Origin of the sequence: Microvirga pakistanensis (assembly GCF_004458765.1) — a bacterium.
Lineage (GTDB): Bacteria > Pseudomonadota > Alphaproteobacteria > Rhizobiales > Beijerinckiaceae > Microvirga > Microvirga pakistanensis.
This window is the reverse complement of sequence record NZ_SPJX01000184.1, coordinates 295,515-310,875: the sequence shown is the minus strand read 5'-3', so window position 1 is coordinate 310,875 and position 15,361 is coordinate 295,515. Positions and strand designations below refer to the sequence as shown.

Annotated in this window: 16 protein-coding genes; 1 reads left to right on the top strand and 15 read right to left on the bottom strand. The window is 64.4% G+C overall.

What is annotated here, in order from left to right:
- Positions 1-46: 46 nt before the first annotated feature.
- The 13 genes from E4K09_RS09260 to pobA form a co-directional block, all read right to left on the bottom strand.
- Positions 47-1,309, bottom strand: coding sequence for an aminopeptidase (locus tag E4K09_RS09260; RefSeq protein ID WP_134496454.1), 1,263 nt, complete (start codon positions 1,307-1,309; stop codon positions 47-49).
- A gap of 77 nt (positions 1,310-1,386) precedes the next feature.
- Entirely contained in the window at positions 1,387-2,493 is a 1,107-nt protein-coding gene (modC, locus tag E4K09_RS09255; protein ID WP_134496453.1) for a molybdenum ABC transporter ATP-binding protein, read from the bottom strand.
- Complete coding sequence (gene modB / locus E4K09_RS09250) at positions 2,493-3,188, bottom strand: molybdate ABC transporter permease subunit (RefSeq protein ID WP_134496452.1); 696 nt, start codon at positions 3,186-3,188, stop codon at positions 2,493-2,495. The genes modC and modB overlap by 1 nt, the downstream gene beginning before the upstream one ends.
- Complete coding sequence (modA, locus tag E4K09_RS09245) at positions 3,185-3,985, bottom strand: molybdate ABC transporter substrate-binding protein (protein ID WP_134496451.1); 801 nt, start codon at positions 3,983-3,985, stop codon at positions 3,185-3,187. Before modA ends, modB begins: the two co-directional genes overlap by 4 nt.
- A 56-nt stretch (positions 3,986-4,041) precedes the next feature.
- On the bottom strand, positions 4,042-4,686 hold the full coding sequence (msrQ, locus tag E4K09_RS09240; protein WP_134496450.1) for a protein-methionine-sulfoxide reductase heme-binding subunit MsrQ: 645 nt from the start codon (positions 4,684-4,686) through the stop codon (positions 4,042-4,044).
- Positions 4,686-5,654 (bottom strand): protein-methionine-sulfoxide reductase catalytic subunit MsrP, encoded by a 969-nt coding sequence (msrP, locus tag E4K09_RS09235; protein WP_204985708.1) that lies wholly within the window; start codon positions 5,652-5,654, stop codon positions 4,686-4,688. The genes msrQ and msrP overlap by 1 nt, the downstream gene beginning before the upstream one ends.
- A gap of 56 nt (positions 5,655-5,710) precedes the next feature.
- The gene (locus E4K09_RS09230) at positions 5,711-6,781 is read right to left on the bottom strand and encodes an ABC transporter ATP-binding protein (RefSeq protein WP_134496448.1); all 1,071 of its coding nucleotides are present in this window, start codon (positions 6,779-6,781) and stop codon (positions 5,711-5,713) included.
- Positions 6,782-6,792: 11 nt separating this feature from the next.
- The gene (locus E4K09_RS09225; RefSeq protein WP_134496447.1) at positions 6,793-7,473 is read right to left on the bottom strand and encodes an N-acetylmannosamine-6-phosphate 2-epimerase; all 681 of its coding nucleotides are present in this window, start codon (positions 7,471-7,473) and stop codon (positions 6,793-6,795) included.
- Positions 7,474-7,482: 9 nt separating this feature from the next.
- Positions 7,483-8,334 carry a carbohydrate ABC transporter permease gene (locus tag E4K09_RS09220; protein ID WP_134496446.1) on the bottom strand — a complete coding sequence of 284 codons (852 nt, stop codon included), beginning with the start codon at positions 8,332-8,334 and terminating at the stop codon, positions 7,483-7,485.
- On the bottom strand, positions 8,331-9,215 hold the full coding sequence (locus E4K09_RS09215) for a carbohydrate ABC transporter permease (protein ID WP_244610424.1): 885 nt from the start codon (positions 9,213-9,215) through the stop codon (positions 8,331-8,333). Before E4K09_RS09215 ends, E4K09_RS09220 begins: the two co-directional genes overlap by 4 nt.
- A gap of 108 nt (positions 9,216-9,323) precedes the next feature.
- Entirely contained in the window at positions 9,324-10,571 is a 1,248-nt protein-coding gene (locus tag E4K09_RS09210) for an extracellular solute-binding protein (RefSeq protein ID WP_134496444.1), read from the bottom strand.
- A gap of 74 nt (positions 10,572-10,645) precedes the next feature.
- On the bottom strand, positions 10,646-11,539 hold the full coding sequence (locus E4K09_RS09205; RefSeq protein ID WP_134496443.1) for a hypothetical protein: 894 nt from the start codon (positions 11,537-11,539) through the stop codon (positions 10,646-10,648).
- Between the two features lie 70 nt (positions 11,540-11,609).
- Positions 11,610-12,779 (bottom strand): 4-hydroxybenzoate 3-monooxygenase, encoded by a 1,170-nt coding sequence (gene pobA / locus E4K09_RS09200; protein ID WP_134496442.1) that lies wholly within the window; start codon positions 12,777-12,779, stop codon positions 11,610-11,612.
- A 128-nt stretch (positions 12,780-12,907) separates the two neighbouring features.
- Here pobA and E4K09_RS28960 point away from each other — a divergent pair, with 128 nt between their 5' ends.
- Positions 12,908-13,075, top strand: coding sequence for a hypothetical protein (locus E4K09_RS28960; protein WP_166802231.1), 168 nt, complete (start codon positions 12,908-12,910; stop codon positions 13,073-13,075).
- On the opposite strand, the gene E4K09_RS09195 is transcribed toward E4K09_RS28960, so the two are convergent.
- Positions 13,072-14,136, bottom strand: coding sequence for a 3-carboxy-cis,cis-muconate cycloisomerase (locus tag E4K09_RS09195; RefSeq protein WP_134496441.1), 1,065 nt, complete (start codon positions 14,134-14,136; stop codon positions 13,072-13,074). The two genes, E4K09_RS28960 and E4K09_RS09195, sit on opposite strands and share 4 nt — an antisense overlap.
- 18 nt (positions 14,137-14,154) lie before the next feature.
- The gene (pcaF, locus tag E4K09_RS09190) at positions 14,155-15,360 is read right to left on the bottom strand and encodes a 3-oxoadipyl-CoA thiolase (RefSeq protein WP_134496440.1); all 1,206 of its coding nucleotides are present in this window, start codon (positions 15,358-15,360) and stop codon (positions 14,155-14,157) included.
- Position 15,361: the final 1 nt, after the last annotated feature.

The window sequence follows — 15,361 nt, the reverse complement described above, 5'->3', positions numbered from 1 at the left end:
AAAACGGCGACGGCCCTTGCGGGCCGTCACGGAGCCTGTTCCTCGGTCAGGCGACCCACTCGCCGCCGCGCATCAGCGGCTCGGGCGTTCCGTCCTGAGTGATGCCGTCCACATCCACCTTGTCGGAACCGATCATCCAGTCGATGTGGATGAGGCTCTTGTTGGCGCCATGCGAGGCGAGCTCCTCCTCGCTCATGCCGCCGCCGCCGCGAATGCACTTGCTGTAGGCCTGGCCCAGCGCGATGTGGCTCGAGGCGTTCTCGTCGAAGAGCGTGTTGAAGAAGAGCAGTCCGCTCTGGGAGATCGGCGACGAGAACGGCACGAGCGCCACCTCGCCGAGGCGTCGAGAACCCTCGTCCGTGTCGAGCACCTTGTTCAGCACGGCCTCACCCGTGCGTGCCTTCGCATTCACGATGCGTCCACCCTCGAACGTCACCTGGATATCCTCGATCAGGGTTCCGTTATAGGAAAGGGGCTTGGTGCTGGTAACGTATCCATCCACGCGATCCTTGTGGGGCGTGGTGAAAACCTCCTCTGTCGGGATGTTCGCGTTGCAGACGACGCCGTTCTTCGCTTTCGCCGAACCGCCGTTCCACTCATGCGCCTCCGCGAGGCCGACACGTAGATCCGTGCCGGGGCCCTGGAAATGCAGCGCCGCGTAGTTCTTCTCGTTCAGCATCCGTGTGCGGGCCTGAAGATTGGCATTGTGCTTTTCCCAGGCTGCAATCGGATCGGGGGCATCGACGCGCGAGGCGGAGAAAATCGCATGCCACAGTTTCGAGACCGCCACGTCCTCAGGATCACCGGGGAACACGGCCTTCGCCCAGGCGGGAGTCGCGGCGGACACGATCGTCCAGTTGACGTCGAATCCCGCGATCATGTTGAGCGCCGGCATATAGGCCTTGGAGCGGGCGCGATTGGCGCGGGAAACCTTCTCCGGGTCCTCCTTGGCGAGCAGCGATGGATTCTCGCCGACGACGGCCAGCCGCGCCGCGCCGTTCTTGAAGGCGGCCGCCATGCCCTCGTAGAGCCAGGCCGAGGCCGCATCGAACCCTTCGTCGCGGCCGTGGCGGAAGCGCATCAGGGTCGCCTCCTCGTCCGAGAACAGCGTGGTTACCAGGGACGCACCGGCTTTGTAGGCATGTTCCGTGATGCGGCGCACCAGCGGCACCGCATCAAGCGGGGCGGTCATGACAAGCTCCTGGCCCGGCTTGAGCCCTAACCCCACCCGCACGGCCACCTCGGCCAAGCGGTCGAGACGCTCGGCATGGGAGGCAGCGTCGGACGGGTTGCGGAATTGTTCGTTCATGATCTCATCTCTCGAAGGACAGGGGCGACGTGCAGGCTACACGCCTCGGTAACAGGCGCAACCTCCAGGTTTCACACTCACATATTCCCCGCCTGCACGGTGCCAAGGGCCTCCCGGTCGAATGCGATGCTCTTGATGATCGCATGAACGGGTTGCCCGACCTTAAGGCCAAGCCTCTCCACGGATTTCCGTGTCACGCTCGCGACGATCTCATCCTCACCGCAGGCAAGCGTCACATCCACGCTCGAACCACCCGCCTCTTCAAGAGCGGCAACGATGCCGGGCAGCACGTTGAGAGCGCTGACGCCCTCAAGAGGAGTGAGAGACAGAATGACATCACGGGCACGCAAGCGCACCCTCACGGGCGAGCCGACCGGCAGATCGAGGCGCGAGACGGTGAGAGGCCCCGCGGCAGCCTGTAGGACAGTCAGGCCAAAAGCCTCCTCATGCCGGAGCACATGGGTTTCCACGAGCGCGCCGGCTTCGACGGGACCGGCCTGAGGAAAGAACCTCGTGTGCCGGAGGATATCGGAGGCAGGACCAGAGGCCACGATCCGCCCATTGTTCAGAACAACGATCGAAGTCGCAAGCCGGGCGATCTCCGGCACGGAATGGCTGACGAGAACCATCGGCACGTTCCCCTCGTCCCGCAATCGCTCGATGTAAGGATAGATTTCCCCTTTCCGTTCCTCGTCGAGAGAGGCGAGCGGCTCATCCATCAGCAGCAGATGCGGATCCGAAAGAAGCGCACGCCCGATCGCAACGCGCTGCTTCTCACCGCCCGAGAGCGTCGAGGGCCAACGTTTCAGCAGGTGTCCGAGGCCGAGAAGCTCCGTCACGGCACGAAAATCGGCGGCGCGCTCGCGCCTCGGCGTGAACCATCGGCCGAATTGCAGGTTCTGCTCCACGTTCAGATGCGGGAAGAGGCGCGCCTCTTGGAACACATAGCCGATTCTCCGCCTGTGCTTGGGCACGAAAACTCGTTGCTGCGTATCGACGAGAACGCGTCCTCTCACGCAGATGCGCCCCCCTGCCGGGCGAATGAGGCCGCCGATGGCGTTGACGAGCGTTGTCTTGCCCGAACCGGAAGGGCCGAAGAGAGCGGTCAGCCGCCCTTGCGACTGGAAGCGGGCTTCGAGCGTGAAGGCTCCCTGCTGGTGGCGAAGATCGACATCGAGGATCATCAGGCGAGAAACCTCCGCCTGACACGCCGGGCCATCCATTCGGACATCCAGAGCGCCGCGATGGAAATCGCCACGGATACGAGCGTCAGGCGCAATGCGCCGCCTTCGCCACCCGGTACCTGCGTGAAGGTGTAGATCGCGGAAGGGATTGTCTGCGTTTCGCCGGGAATGTTGGACACGAAGGTAATGGTGGCGCCGAACTCACCCATCGCTTTCGCGAACGACAGAACCATTCCTGCGATGATTCCCGGCAGGATCAGCGGCAGCGTCACCGCAAAGAACACCCAGACAGGATGGGCGCCCAATGTGCCAGCTGCATCTTCGAGCTTGCGGTCCACCGTCTCGAGAGACAAGCGGATGGCGCGCACGAGCAGGGGGAAGCCCATGATGGCGCAGGCGAGCGCCGCTCCGGTCCAACGAAAGGACAGGACGATACCGAACTGCTCGGCGAGATATGCGCCAATCGGTCCGCGCCGCCCGAAACCGAGAAGGAGGGCATAACCCACGACGACGGGAGGAAGGACCAGCGGCAGATGAACCATCACATCGAGCGCCTGCCGCCCCCAGAACCGTCCACGCTCCAACGCGTAGGCAATCGCGATGCCTGGCAAAAGGCTCGCGCCCATGGCGACGAGCGCCACCTTGAGGCTGAGGCGGACAGCCGTCCATTCCTCCGGAGAGAGCCAGTCCGTCACGAGCCGGAACCTGCTGTCTTCAGCAATGTGAAACCCTGCTCCTCGAAGAAGCGCTTTGCATCGGCAGAACGCAGGAAGTCCAGGAGCGACGCCGCATCGGGGTTCGTCGAATCCTGCGTCATGGCGACAGGATAGACGATGGGCGGATGCGTGCCTTCCGGAAAGGTCGCCACGATCCTGACGTTCGGGTCGGATACCGCATCGGTCTTGTAGACGATGCCGAGGGGCGCCTCCCCACGCGATACGAGAAACAGTGCCGCACGCACGTTTTCGGTTTGAGCCACTCTATCCTTGACGCCGTCCCATGCCCCGAGCTTTTCGAGAGCGGCCTTGCCGTATTTTCCGGCCGGCACGGCGTCCACCTGCCCCATCGCCAGACGCCCACCTTCGAGCAGGGACGCGAGATCGATGCCGGGCTGAAGCGAGGCCTGCGCAGCCGCTCCTTTCGGGGCAATGAGCACGAGCTGATTGCCGAGAAGATTGATACGCGTTCCCGGCCGGATCAGGTTCTTCGAGGCGGCGTAATCCATCCAGTCGAGATCGGCGGAGAAGAAGAGATCGGCGGGCGCTCCGGCTTCGATCTGCCGGGCAAGGGCGTTGCTGGCGGCATAGGAGATCACGGCGGACTTTCCTGTCTTTCGCCTCCAGGCCGCCGTCGCGCCGTCGAGGGCGTTCTTGAGGCTGACAGCGGCGAAGACCGCCACCTCCTTGGCCTGCGCGGGCATGGCGGAGCAGGCCAGCGCAAGCCCGAAGATCAGCGCCTTGAACGCACCCTTCCTGGATCGGGCCGTGCCCATGGTATGCTCCTCAACCGACCGGACAGGGGCGCATCCTAGCGGACCCGGCCAAGGCTTCAAGCAGGCCGGCGCCTGGGCTCGGCCCTTCGCCCGAGGGAGCGGACGAGGCGGTAGCCGAGGAGCACGGCCACGATGGCCGCGTAGATCAGGGGTTCCGGCGGCCAGGATTTCACCACGAGGATGAAGTGCAGGGCAGCACCGAGGGCCGCCACATAGACGAGGCGGTGCAGCCGCGCCCAGGCCTGACCGCCCATGCGCCGGATCGCGGCATTGGTGGAGGTGAGCGCCAGCGGCAGGAGAATGACGAAGGTCGCCATGCCGATGGTGATGTAAGGCCGTTTCACGATGTCGGCCCCGATGGCGGCCCAGTCGAGCCCCTGATCGAGCACCATGTAGGTCACGAGATGCAGGAGCGCATAATAGAACGCGAGCAGTCCGAGCGCGCGGCGGTAGCGCAGCAGATTGACCGAGAAGAGCTGGCGCAAGGGCGTGATCGCAAGCGTCGCGATGAGAAAGCGGAACGCCCAGAGGCCGAGCGCCTGTTCCAGGGCGCGCATCGGATCGGCCCCGAGCTGGTCGGTGATGCCGGCATAGAACATCCACACGGCGGGGATGAAACCGACGATGTAGACGAGGATCTTCGGCACCTGGGGCAGAGAGAAACCCTTCTTCGAGCCCTGAACGGACGCACGGACCGGCATCAGTAGAGCTTCCGCAGGTCCATGCCGGAGTAAAGGCCCGCCACCTGCTCCGCATAGCCGTTGAACATGAGCGTGGGGCGCCTCTTCACGAAAAGCCCGCCCTCCCCGATCCGGCGCTCGGTGGCCTGACTCCACCGGGGGTGGTCCACGTTGGGGTTCACGTTGGCATAGAAGCCATATTCGTTCGGCGCCTGCTTATTCCAGGCGGTCACCGGCTGCTTCTCGACGAAACTGATGCGGGTGATCGACTTGATGCCCTTGAAGCCATATTTCCATGGCACGACAAGGCGGATCGGCGCCCCGTTCTGGTTCGGCAGGGTCTCGCCGTACAGGCCGACCGCCAGAATCGTGAGCGGATGCAGGGCTTCGTCGAGCCGCAGGCCTTCCCGGTAGGGCCAGTCGAGCACAGGGAAGACGGAGCGCAGCCCCGGCATCTCGTCGGGGCGATTGGCCGTCTCGAAGGCCACATACTTGGCGCTGCCGAGCGGCTCCACCCGCTTGATGAGATCCGCCAGGGGGATCCCGATCCACGGGATCACCATCGACCAGCCCTCGACGCAGCGCATCCGGTAGACGCGCTCCTCCAGGGCCGAGGACTTCAACAGGTCGTCGAGGCCGACCTGCTGAGGCTTTCCCACCAGCCCGTCGATGGTCACCGTCCAGGGAGAGGTCTTGAGCGTGCCGGCGTTCTTCGCCGGGTCCGCCTTGTCGACCCCGAACTCGTAATAATTGTTGTAGCTCGTCACGTCCTCACGGCTCGTGAGCTTCTCATCCACGGAAAAAGAACTCTTCGCGGCTGACAGCGGCGCGGCTCCAAGCTCCTTCGGGAGGGCCGCCGTCAGAGCAAGCCCCGCGGCCCCCGCCATCCATTGCCGACGGCTGAGATAGACCTCACGAGGCGTGATCTCGGAGGGAAGGATATCGGCGGGGTGGCGGATCAACACGGCAAGACCTCTTTTGAAACCCATGCAATAGAGCTACACCCGAGAACGCCGTCGGTGGCTTCACGTTTGCGTGTGGACCCTCATGCCGCAGCGATACGCCTGCCCTGGTCGTCGAAGAGATGGCCCTGTTGCCCCAAGGGTTTCAAGGCCACGGCCTCGCCGGGTTTCAGGGCGCAACGTTCGCGCAGCGCCACCGTCAGATGGCTGCCTTCCACCTTCGCGATCAGCGTGGTGTCCGATCCGGTCGGCTCGACCACGGTCACGGTCGCCGGGATGGAACCCGGCGCACCGGCGGGTGCGACCTGGAGATGCTCGGGCCGGATCCCATAGGTAAGCTCTGATCCGGGCGCCGCCGGGACATGCCCCTCCAGGGGCAGAACCACTCCGCCCGGAAGGGCCAACCCAGCCTGCTCCAGACGTCCCTCGATGAAGTTCATGGCCGGCGATCCGATGAAGCCAGCCACGAACAGGTTCCTGGGCCGGTCGTAGAGTTCGAGGGGCGCGCCGATCTGCTCCACGATGCCGTCGTGCATGACCACGATCTTGTCGGCCATGGTCATGGCCTCGATCTGATCGTGCGTCACGTAGATCGTCGTGGTCTTGAGGCGCTGGTGCAGTTCCTTGATCTCGACGCGCATCTGCACGCGCAGCTTGGCGTCGAGATTGGACAGCGGCTCGTCGAAGAGGAACACCTGCGGGTCGCGCACGATCGCCCGCCCCATGGCGACGCGCTGGCGCTGCCCGCCCGAAAGCTGACGCGGATAGCGCTCGAGCAGTTTCTCCAGGTCGAGAATAGCCGCCGCCTCTCCCACACGCTTCTTCTGTTCGGCCCGCGGCACGCCCTTCAGCTTGAGCGAGAACGCCATGTTCTCCGCCACCGTCATATGCGGATAGAGCGCATAGGACTGAAACACCATGGCGATGTCGCGGTCCTTGGGCGGGACGTCATTGACGACGCGCGGACCGATGCGGATGTCGCCGCTGGTCACGTCCTCGAGCCCCGCGATCATGCGAAGCAGCGTCGACTTTCCACAACCCGAAGGACCGACGAGAATGACAAACTCCCCGTCCTGGATATCGACATCGACGCCCTTGATAATCGCCACGGAGCCGAAGGACTTCCGGACATCGCGGATCGATACGTTGGCCATTCTGCTCTCCCTTAAGGCTTCCACCCCTGCGCCGCCCGAACGAACTTTTTGGTGATTTCGCGCGGGTTGGTGATCGCGGTCCCCACCACCACCGCATGGGCGCCGCGCCTGAAGGCCTCCGCCACGAGTTCAGGCGTATCGAAGCGGCCCTCGGCGACCACGGGCACCGGAAGCGTCGCAACGAGGGCCTCCAGCAGCTCCAAATCGGGCCCTTCCCCTTTGCGCGCCATGGTCTCGTCCGTATAGCCGGAGAGCGTGGAGGCCACGTAAGTCACGCCACAGGCGTGGGCAGCCATGCCTTCCTCGAGCGTCGCGATATCGGCGAAAACCTCCTTGCCGAGATCATCGCGGATACGGGCAACCAGTCGCTCCACCTGCTCTCCGTTCCGCGGGCGAGCCGTGGCGTCGAGACCGATGATGTCGGCGCCGGCCCCGGCGATCCGCGCCGCGTCCTCGAAGCTCGGGGTGATGTAGACCGGAAAGCGATCATTCCAAACCTTCGAGATGCCGATGATCGGAAGCCTCGTGACGGCACGGATCGCCGCGATGTCTTCGGCGCCGTTGGCCCGGATGCCGCCAGCGCCACCGGCTTGTGCCGCGAGCGCCATGGCGGACATGTGCACGGGACCGTGCATCGGGTTGTCCTCGCGGGCTTGGCAGGAAACGACGAGGGCGCCCTTCGGGAGCAACATGGAGGGTTCCTACTTCACCGCGCCGGCGGTCATGCCCTGGATGAACTGGCGCGACAGGGCGATATAGAGCAGCGTGATGGGTGCGGCCGCGATGGTGAGGCCCGCGAACAGCATGCCCCAATCGGTGGTGTACTCTCCCATGAAGGTGGTGAGGCCCTGCGGCAGGGTCTTGTAGGCGTCGGTCTGGATGAAGACGAGCGGGAAGAAGAAGTCGTTCCAGATCGGCACGGCGTTTTGAATGGCCGCGATGGCCATCGGTGGGCGCGCCAGCGGCAGCATGACGGACCACATGATGCGCGGCTCCGATGCGCCGTCGATGCGGGCGGCATCCTCCAGTTCCGCCGGAAGCGAACGCAGGAAGCCCGCCATGATGAACACGGCCGACGGCAAGCCGATGGCCGTATAGGTGACGATGAGGCTCCAGCGGCTGTCGAGCAGGTTCAGATCGCGCAGCAGGATGAAGAGCGGAATGACGGCGAGCTTCAGCGGGAGCATCAACCCCGCGAGAAAGAACAGCAGGATGAAGGTGTTGGTGCGCGATTCGTAACGGGCCACCGCGTAACCCGCCATGGTTCCCAGAACGACGATCAGGAGGATCGATGCCCCGGTCACGATGATCGAATTGACGAAGTAGGCTGGCATCGACGTTTCGCCGAGCACCTTGGCGAAGTTCCCAATTTGCGTGAAATCCGGCAGCGCGAAGGGATGCTCGAAGATCTCCCCTGTCGTCTTGAAGGCGGAGAGCACCATGACAACGACCGGATAGAGCATGATGAACGAGTTCGCGATCAGGATCACCTGCGCCAGGAACGCGAAGGAGATCGGCTGCCGCGATGAGGAGGACGTGGCCAAGGCGGTCAAAACTGGATCTCCCGACGGCGCAGCCACAGGGTGAGCATGGACGCGAAGACGACGATGAAGAGGAAGATGAGGGTCGCGAGCGCAGAACCCAGCCCGAAATTCTGGATGCTGGCGCTTTGGTTGCCGAAGGCCGTCCGATAGAAAACGAGACCCAGCACATCTGTCGATCCGAAGGGCGACCCGTCGAGCCCCACCATCACATACGGGATCTCGAACCAGTTGAAGGCGCCGATGAAGAGCAAGGTGAAAAGAATGGTCGTGCTGGGCGCCACCAGCGGCCATACGATGTTCTTGAGCAGTTGCCATTCGGTTGTGCCGTCAAGCCGTGCGGCCTCGATGATCTCTGAGGGAATGCGCTGCATGCCGGCGAGATAAACGAGCGTGGGGAATCCCACAAAGTGCCAGGCATTGGCGAGAATGAGCGCGCCGAGGGCGGTGGATGAATCTCCCAGCCACGGCTTGGCCCATGAGTCGAGACCGAGGGAGTAGAGTGCCTGATTGACGATCCCGAAATTCGGATTGAGGAAGAGCTTCCAGAGAAAGCCTACGATGATCGTCGAGAGAACCACCGGCACGAAGACCGCGATCCGGTGAAAGCGGAAGCCGAAGGGCTCCTTGTAGAGCAGCCACGCGAGAAAGAAGCCCCCGCCATTCTGGACGATCATGAGCGCGATGAGCGCATAGACATTGTGCAGGAAAGCGTTCCACACGGTCGGCGCCATGGTGGCGCCGAAAAGCACTTCCTTGAAGTTAGCCAAGCCCACGAAGTCGCCGCGCGCCAGCCCGCGCCATTCATAAAAGGCGTAAGCAAAGGCCGAGAGGATCGGATAGACCACGAACAGCGACATGAACACGACCGGTGGGACGACGAGAAACGCCACCCAACTGCGATGCTTCCATGTGCGGGCCTGTTTGGACGAGACGGGCATGGGACGAGCTTTCAGGAAGGGCGGCGGATGTGTCTCACTCGCCGCCCTCGTGTCGGAGACCTACTTCTGGAAGGGCTTGTAGTAAGTCGCGATACCCTTGTTGATCTCGGCGGCGGCTTGCTCGGGCGTCTGCTGGCCTGCGAGCATCTTCTGCACGTTCGACTGCAGCAGCACCGATCCGCTCGGCTCCTGGTAGCGGAAGCGCACGAGCATCAGATAGGACATGGCGTTCTCCGCGAGCTTCGCCACTTCCTGCGTGATCGGGTCCTCGATCTTGATGCCCTTGATCGGCGACAGGTTCTTCAAGGCAGTGGTAAAGGCCGTGCCGTATTCCGGGGTTGCGAGATAGCGGACGAACTTGAGAGCCGCGTCCTTCTTTTCGCTCTTGGCGTTCACCGCATAACCGCCATCGTAGTAGGTTGCGATGAGGGCCTGATCGCCCGCCTTCAGAACAGGCGCCGGGAACACGCCGAGATCGAGCGTCGGGTTCTGGTTCTTGAAATTGGCGACCTCGTAGGACCCGCCGGCGAACATGGCCGCGCGCCCGGCCACGAAGAGCTGCTGCGAGGACGGATAATCCACGCCCGAGAAGTTCGGCGAGAAGTACTGGCTGACGTCCTTCAGCTTGGCGAGCGCGTTGACGAAGCGCGGATCGGTGAAGTTCGCCTTCCCGGAGACGATGTCCTCCTCGAACTGCTTGCCGAGCATGGACGACAACAGGCCGCCGACAATGGTCTCGTTCTGCCATGCGGTGGCGGTGCCGTTGGCGAACGGCGTGATGTTCTTGGCCTTGAGCGCCTGGCACAGGGCCATCAGCTCATCCCAGGTCTTCGGGGGATTCACGCCCGCGTTCTGGAAGATCTTCTTGTTGTAGACGACGAGCTGGGCCTGCATGGCGAAGGGCACCGCATAGACCTTGCCGTCGGAGCGCAGCGTCTCGGCCGCGAGAGCGGCATCCGGGAAGTTGGCGAGTTCCGGCACGGTCTGCTTGTCGAGCGCCAGAAGATAGCCCGGCGTTGCGATCGTCTCCAGGTTGCCGTAGGCGCGAACCTGGATCACGTCCGGACCGCGGCCTGCGGCAAGGGCCGTCGAGAGAATGGTCTGATAGTTCTCGGGCGCATAGGTCTCGAACTTGATCGCGATGTTCGGCTCCTTCGCCTGGAACTTCTTGATGGCGTCCTGGTAGAAGGCCTTGTCCTCCTGACGCCAGCTCCAGAATGTCAGTTCCGTCTGCTGAGCCATGGCGCCGGCAGAAAGCAGGAAGCTGCCGGCGGCGGCGCCCATCAGAATGCGTCGGGTCATTTTCATTGTCGCTTCCCTCATCGTTGAAGTCCTTGATCCTCCCTCCGGCGGACAGCCGTTCGATCTGCCCTTCGGAGTCTCTAGCCGCCTGTCTGGGCCGCGATGACGAGCACGGTCGCGTCGTCGTGCGTCTTAACACGCGGATACGCCCGGGACAGGAGGTCATCCCGTTCCAGCGCCCGCAATTCGTCCATGAGAACGTCCCCTCTGCCCGCGGCCAAGGCAGCATGGAGGGAATGATCCGTATAGGCTCGAAAAACGTCAACGAGGCGCATGAAACCATCCGTGGCGAGAACGATCGGCGCACCAAGTTCCACCTGTGCCTCAAACCTCAACGCGCACCCGGCGAAAGGCAGGGACGGGCTCACGACCCAGTAGCCGTCCGGCTGGTTGAGCTTGGTGCGATTCTCCAGAATCTGACGGCGGACAGCCTCCGGCAGCCGGCCCGGCTCATGGGCCTCGGGCTCATGGGCCTCGGGATTGAGTGCCGCAAGCGTCTTCCTCTCGAAGGGCTTCGCCCGCTCATCGGTCCAGCGGGCTACGCCCCGCTCCGAGGGCACCAGGGCGACCACATCCCCGAGGAAGGTCCCCTCGGCCCTCACGCGCCCGGCGCCTGCCTGCCGGACCTGGATCAGGCCGAGACAGGCGGAGGGAGCATGGTGGGCATGACGGCCAGGAAGATGGGTGGTCGCCGCCTCGAAGGCCAGGCGCAGGTCCGCTTCCAACTGGTGGAGAAGCATCGCACCTGAGCTTCCCGTGGCTGCCTGCTCCTCCAGGATTTCGTTGATTGCACGGGCAAGCCAAGCCGCATCGCTGCCGCCCTTGGTCAGCTGCTCAATCGAGAGGCCTGTAGCCCCGTCGATGATCCAGGCGGAATGGCCGAGCAGTCCCAGCCCATCCTCGTTGATGCGGGAGCCCGGCGAAGATCGCCCGTACAGGGACCGGAGGCGGAGATCGGGAGCAGTCAGGGTCACCCCTAACTGGTCTCATATTGGTCGCCACCTGTCCATACTGGTCTTACACGCTGTTCACATCCTGGTGAGCCTATATGGGAAGGCCGGTATAGTTCTCCGCCAGCGATTTCGAGGCGGCTTCCGAACCTACCAGGTAATCGAACTCCGCCCTCTGGATCCTTCGTCCGAACGCGTCCGTGCCCGGGAAGACATGGAGAATGGAGGTCATCCACCAGGAAAAGCGCTCGGCCTTCCAGACGCGGGCGAGCACACGCGCCGAGTATCCATCGATGCCTGCGGGCGACCGCTCGTGATAGAATTCGGTCAGGGCTTCGGCCAGGGCACCCACATCGCTGGCGGCCAGATTCAGCCCCTTGGCTCCCGTGGGAGGCACGATATGGGCGGCGTCTCCTGCCAGAAACAGGCGGCCGAACCGCAGAGGCTCGGCCACGAAGCTCCGCAGTGGCGCGATCGATTTCTCGATGGAAGGGCCGGTCACCAGCCTGTCGGCGGTCTCCTCGTCCACGCGCCGGCGGAGTTCGTCCCAGAAGCGGTCATCGGACCAATCCTCGACCTTCTCGCCGGAAGGAACCTGAACATAATAGCGACTGCGGGTGGGCGAGCGCATGGAGCAGAGGGCGAAGCCCCGCTCGTGATGAGCATAGATCAGCTCATCCGCCACCGGCGGGCGGTCGACCAGGATCCCGAGCCAGCCGAACGGATACACGCGCTCGAACGTGGTCAGCGACCCGGCCGGCACGCTGGCGCGGCACACGCCATGGAAGCCGTCGCACCCGGCGATGAAATCGCACACGATCTCCCGCGCGGCCCCATCCTGTACGAAACGGACCTTCGGCTTGTCCGTGTCGAAATCATGGATCGTGACATCGTCCGCCTCGTAGAAGGAAAGCTCTCCCGAGGCGTCGCGGGCCTGCATCAGATCGCGGGTGACCTCCGTCTGGCCATAAACCATCACGGTGCGGCCGATCAGCTCCCGGAAGTTGAAGCGGTGCCTGTCCCCATCGAAGCAGAACTCGACGCCATCATGCACCAAGCCTTCGGCGTGCATCCTCTCGCTGACGCCGGCTCGTTCCAGCAGGTCGACGGTTCCCTGCTCCAGAACGCCTGCGCGGATGCGGCCGAGCACATAGTCCCGGCTGCGCCTTTCGATGATGATCGTCTCGACGCCTTGCCTGTGCAGGAGCTGCCCGAGCAGGAGCCCTGCGGGGCCTGCGCCGATGATCGCAACCTTGGTGCGCATTCTCGTTTCCTCACATATAGCGTCGTGCGCGACGCTCCGATTGTTGGTGTCGGCCGCCCTGCCCGACCCGCCCCGTACGACGAACCTCCGGCCGTCAGCGACGTTCACCTGCAGAAGGAGACGATGCGATGGCCGATGGAGACAGGAAGAACCCGGGCGACGAGGACGCCCCAGGCAGCAAGCAGACGGCTGAGAACATCTGCCCCACCTGCAGCGGCTCCGGCAGAGTGAACCAGAAGCCTTGCCCCGATTGCGGTGGAAGCGGCAGCGTGACGGTCATCGTCGGGGACGCCTAACGATCGCCGGCCGAGGCCGGCAGGAAAGTCATGCTCTGCACGAGCGCCTGCGCCCTGTTCAATCCAGTCGCCGTTGCCGTCACCATCTGGGGCAGCACGAGCCATTCCAGCGTCCACGCGGCGCCCGAACGCTCGTTCTCATGCACGAGAGCCTGATGGAGCGTGCCGAGCAGCCCGGCATTGTAGCGGGCGAGCGCGATCAGCACCTCCGCCTGGACCGGGTTGGACTTGTGCGGCATGGCGGACGATCCGCCGCCCGATGCGAGGCGGACCTCTCCCACCTCGTTCTGCGCCATCAGGGCCAGATCCTGTCCGATCTTCCCGAGCGTGCCGGATAGGAGCGAGAGAAAGGCGGCGAATTCGCCGATCCGGTCCCGCTGCGAATGCCAGGGCGGGCCGTAGCCGAGACCGAGGATCCCCGCCATGGCCTCGGCGACCGCGTCGCCATGTCCTTTCATTTCTGCACGTGTTCCGACGGGCCCGCCCAGCTGCACCACCAGAAGACGCGGGGCGAGGTTCTCCAGGCTTTCGGCATGGCGCTCCAGCGGCCGCAGCCAGGTGTCGATCTTGTCGGCGGCCGTGAACGGCAAGGCCTGCTGCATGCGCGTGTGAGCCATGAGCTGCACCGCGCCATCCCGCACCCGTAGATCCCGGAGAGCAGAGATGAGGTCATCCACGCGGCGGTCGAGGATCTCGACGATGCTTTTCAGGCGAAGGACAAGCGCCGTGTCGATGATGTCCTGGCTCGTTGCGCCGAGATGAACGGCCTTTCCGTGCGGCTCGCCGACCGCCGCCCGCAATTGCTTGACCAATGCGGGAACGATCACGCCATCCTGCGCGAGACCGTCCGCCAGCTTGCTCCAGTCCGGCTGGAAGCTGCGGCAGATCTCGGCGATTGTCTGCGCGGCCTCCTTCCCGATCATCCCGGCCTCCGCCTGCGCCCGGGCAAGCGCGGCCTCCGTCTCCAACGAGGCCGAGAGTTCGGCCTCGTTGGAAAAGAATGCCCCTACCGTCTCGTCGCCGACGAGAGACTGCAGCAAGGGATGGGGATGCGCCTGCATGACGAAGCTCCTCGATGGTCACACGGCTTCGAGGGCGACGGCGATGCCCTGGCCGACGCCAACACACATGGTGGCGAGCGCACGCTTCCCCCCCGTAATCGTCAGCTCCAGCGCAGCGGTCCCCGTGATCCGCGCTCCCGACATGCCGAGCGGATGGCCGAGAGCGATCGCGCCGCCATTCGGGTTCACGTGCCCGGCATCCTCCGCGATCCCGAGCTCGCGCAGCACCGCAATCCCCTGGCTGGCGAACGCTTCGTTCAGCTCCACCACGTCGAAGTCCGAGGGTTTGAGCCCGAGCCGAGCGCACAGCTTGCGCGCGGCCGGCACCGGGCCGATGCCCATGATCCGAGGCGGCACGCCCGCGGCCGCCCCGCCAAGCACGCGCGCCAGGGGTTCGAGGCCATAGCGGCGCATCGCCTCTTCGGAGGCGATGATGAGCGCCGCAGCCCCATCGTTGACACCCGACGCATTGCCGGCCGTAACCGTGCCGTCCCGGCGGAACGGAGTTGGCAGTTTGGCCAGTTGCTCCAGGGTGGTGTCGGCGCGCGGATGCTCGTCGCGGTCGACGATCACGGATTCGCCCTTGCGCCTGGGGATCGTCACCGGGACGATCTCACGCGCCAAGCGACCGCTCGCCTGCGCGGCGGCCGCCTTCTGCTGCGAGCGCAGCGCGAAGGCGTCCTGATCCGCACGCGAGACGCGGAATTCCTCGGCCACGTTCTCACCCGTCTCGGGCATGGAATCGACGCCGTACTGGGCCTTCATCAGCGGGTTGACGAAGCGCCAGCCGATGGTGGTGTCATGAATCTCGGCCGTACGCGAGAACGCCGTTTCCGCCTTGGGCATGACGAAAGGCGCGCGTGACATGGACTCGACGCCGCCGGCGATCATCAGCTCGGCCTCGCCAGCCTTGATGGCGCGCGCTGCCGTGATCACCGCATCCATGCCCGAGCCGCACAGGCGGTTGATGGTGGTGCCGGGCACGGAGCCGGGCAGCCCCGCCAGCAGCAGGGCCATGCGGGCGACGTTGCGGTTGTCCTCGCCGGCTTGGTTGGCGCAGCCGTAGATCACGTCATCGACGGCCTCGAAGTCGATCTGCGAATGCCGTTCGAGGAGCGCCTTGAGCGGAACGGCCGCGAGATCGTCGGCGCGCACGCCCGACAGAGCCCCGCCGTAGCGGCCGATCGGCGTGCGCACATAAGCGCAGATGTAAGCCTCGCGCATG

Excerpts from the sequence above, each read along its gene's own strand:
- E4K09_RS09260 (WP_134496454.1), bottom strand. The coding sequence starts at position 1,309 with ATGAACGAACAATTCCGCAACCCGTCCGACGCTGCCTCCCATGCCGAG.
- modC (WP_134496453.1), bottom strand. The coding sequence starts at position 2,493 with ATGATCCTCGATGTCGATCTTCGCCACCAGCAGGGAGCCTTCACGCTC.
- modA (WP_134496451.1), bottom strand. The coding sequence starts at position 3,985 with ATGGGCACGGCCCGATCCAGGAAGGGTGCGTTCAAGGCGCTGATCTTC.
- msrQ (WP_134496450.1), bottom strand. The coding sequence starts at position 4,686 with ATGCCGGTCCGTGCGTCCGTTCAGGGCTCGAAGAAGGGTTTCTCTCTG.
- msrP (WP_204985708.1), bottom strand. The coding sequence starts at position 5,654 with ATGGGTTTCAAAAGAGGTCTTGCCGTGTTGATCCGCCACCCCGCCGAT.
- E4K09_RS09230 (WP_134496448.1), bottom strand. The coding sequence starts at position 6,781 with ATGGCCAACGTATCGATCCGCGATGTCCGGAAGTCCTTCGGCTCCGTG.
- E4K09_RS09225 (WP_134496447.1), bottom strand. The coding sequence starts at position 7,473 with ATGTTGCTCCCGAAGGGCGCCCTCGTCGTTTCCTGCCAAGCCCGCGAG.
- E4K09_RS09210 (WP_134496444.1), bottom strand. The coding sequence starts at position 10,571 with ATGAAAATGACCCGACGCATTCTGATGGGCGCCGCCGCCGGCAGCTTC.
- pobA (WP_134496442.1), bottom strand. The coding sequence starts at position 12,779 with ATGCGCACCAAGGTTGCGATCATCGGCGCAGGCCCCGCAGGGCTCCTG.
- E4K09_RS28960 (WP_166802231.1), top strand. The coding sequence starts at position 12,908 with ATGGCCGATGGAGACAGGAAGAACCCGGGCGACGAGGACGCCCCAGGC.
- E4K09_RS09195 (WP_134496441.1), bottom strand. The coding sequence starts at position 14,136 with ATGCAGGCGCATCCCCATCCCTTGCTGCAGTCTCTCGTCGGCGACGAG.
- pcaF (WP_134496440.1), bottom strand. The coding sequence starts at position 15,360 with ATGCGCGAGGCTTACATCTGCGCTTATGTGCGCACGCCGATCGGCCGC.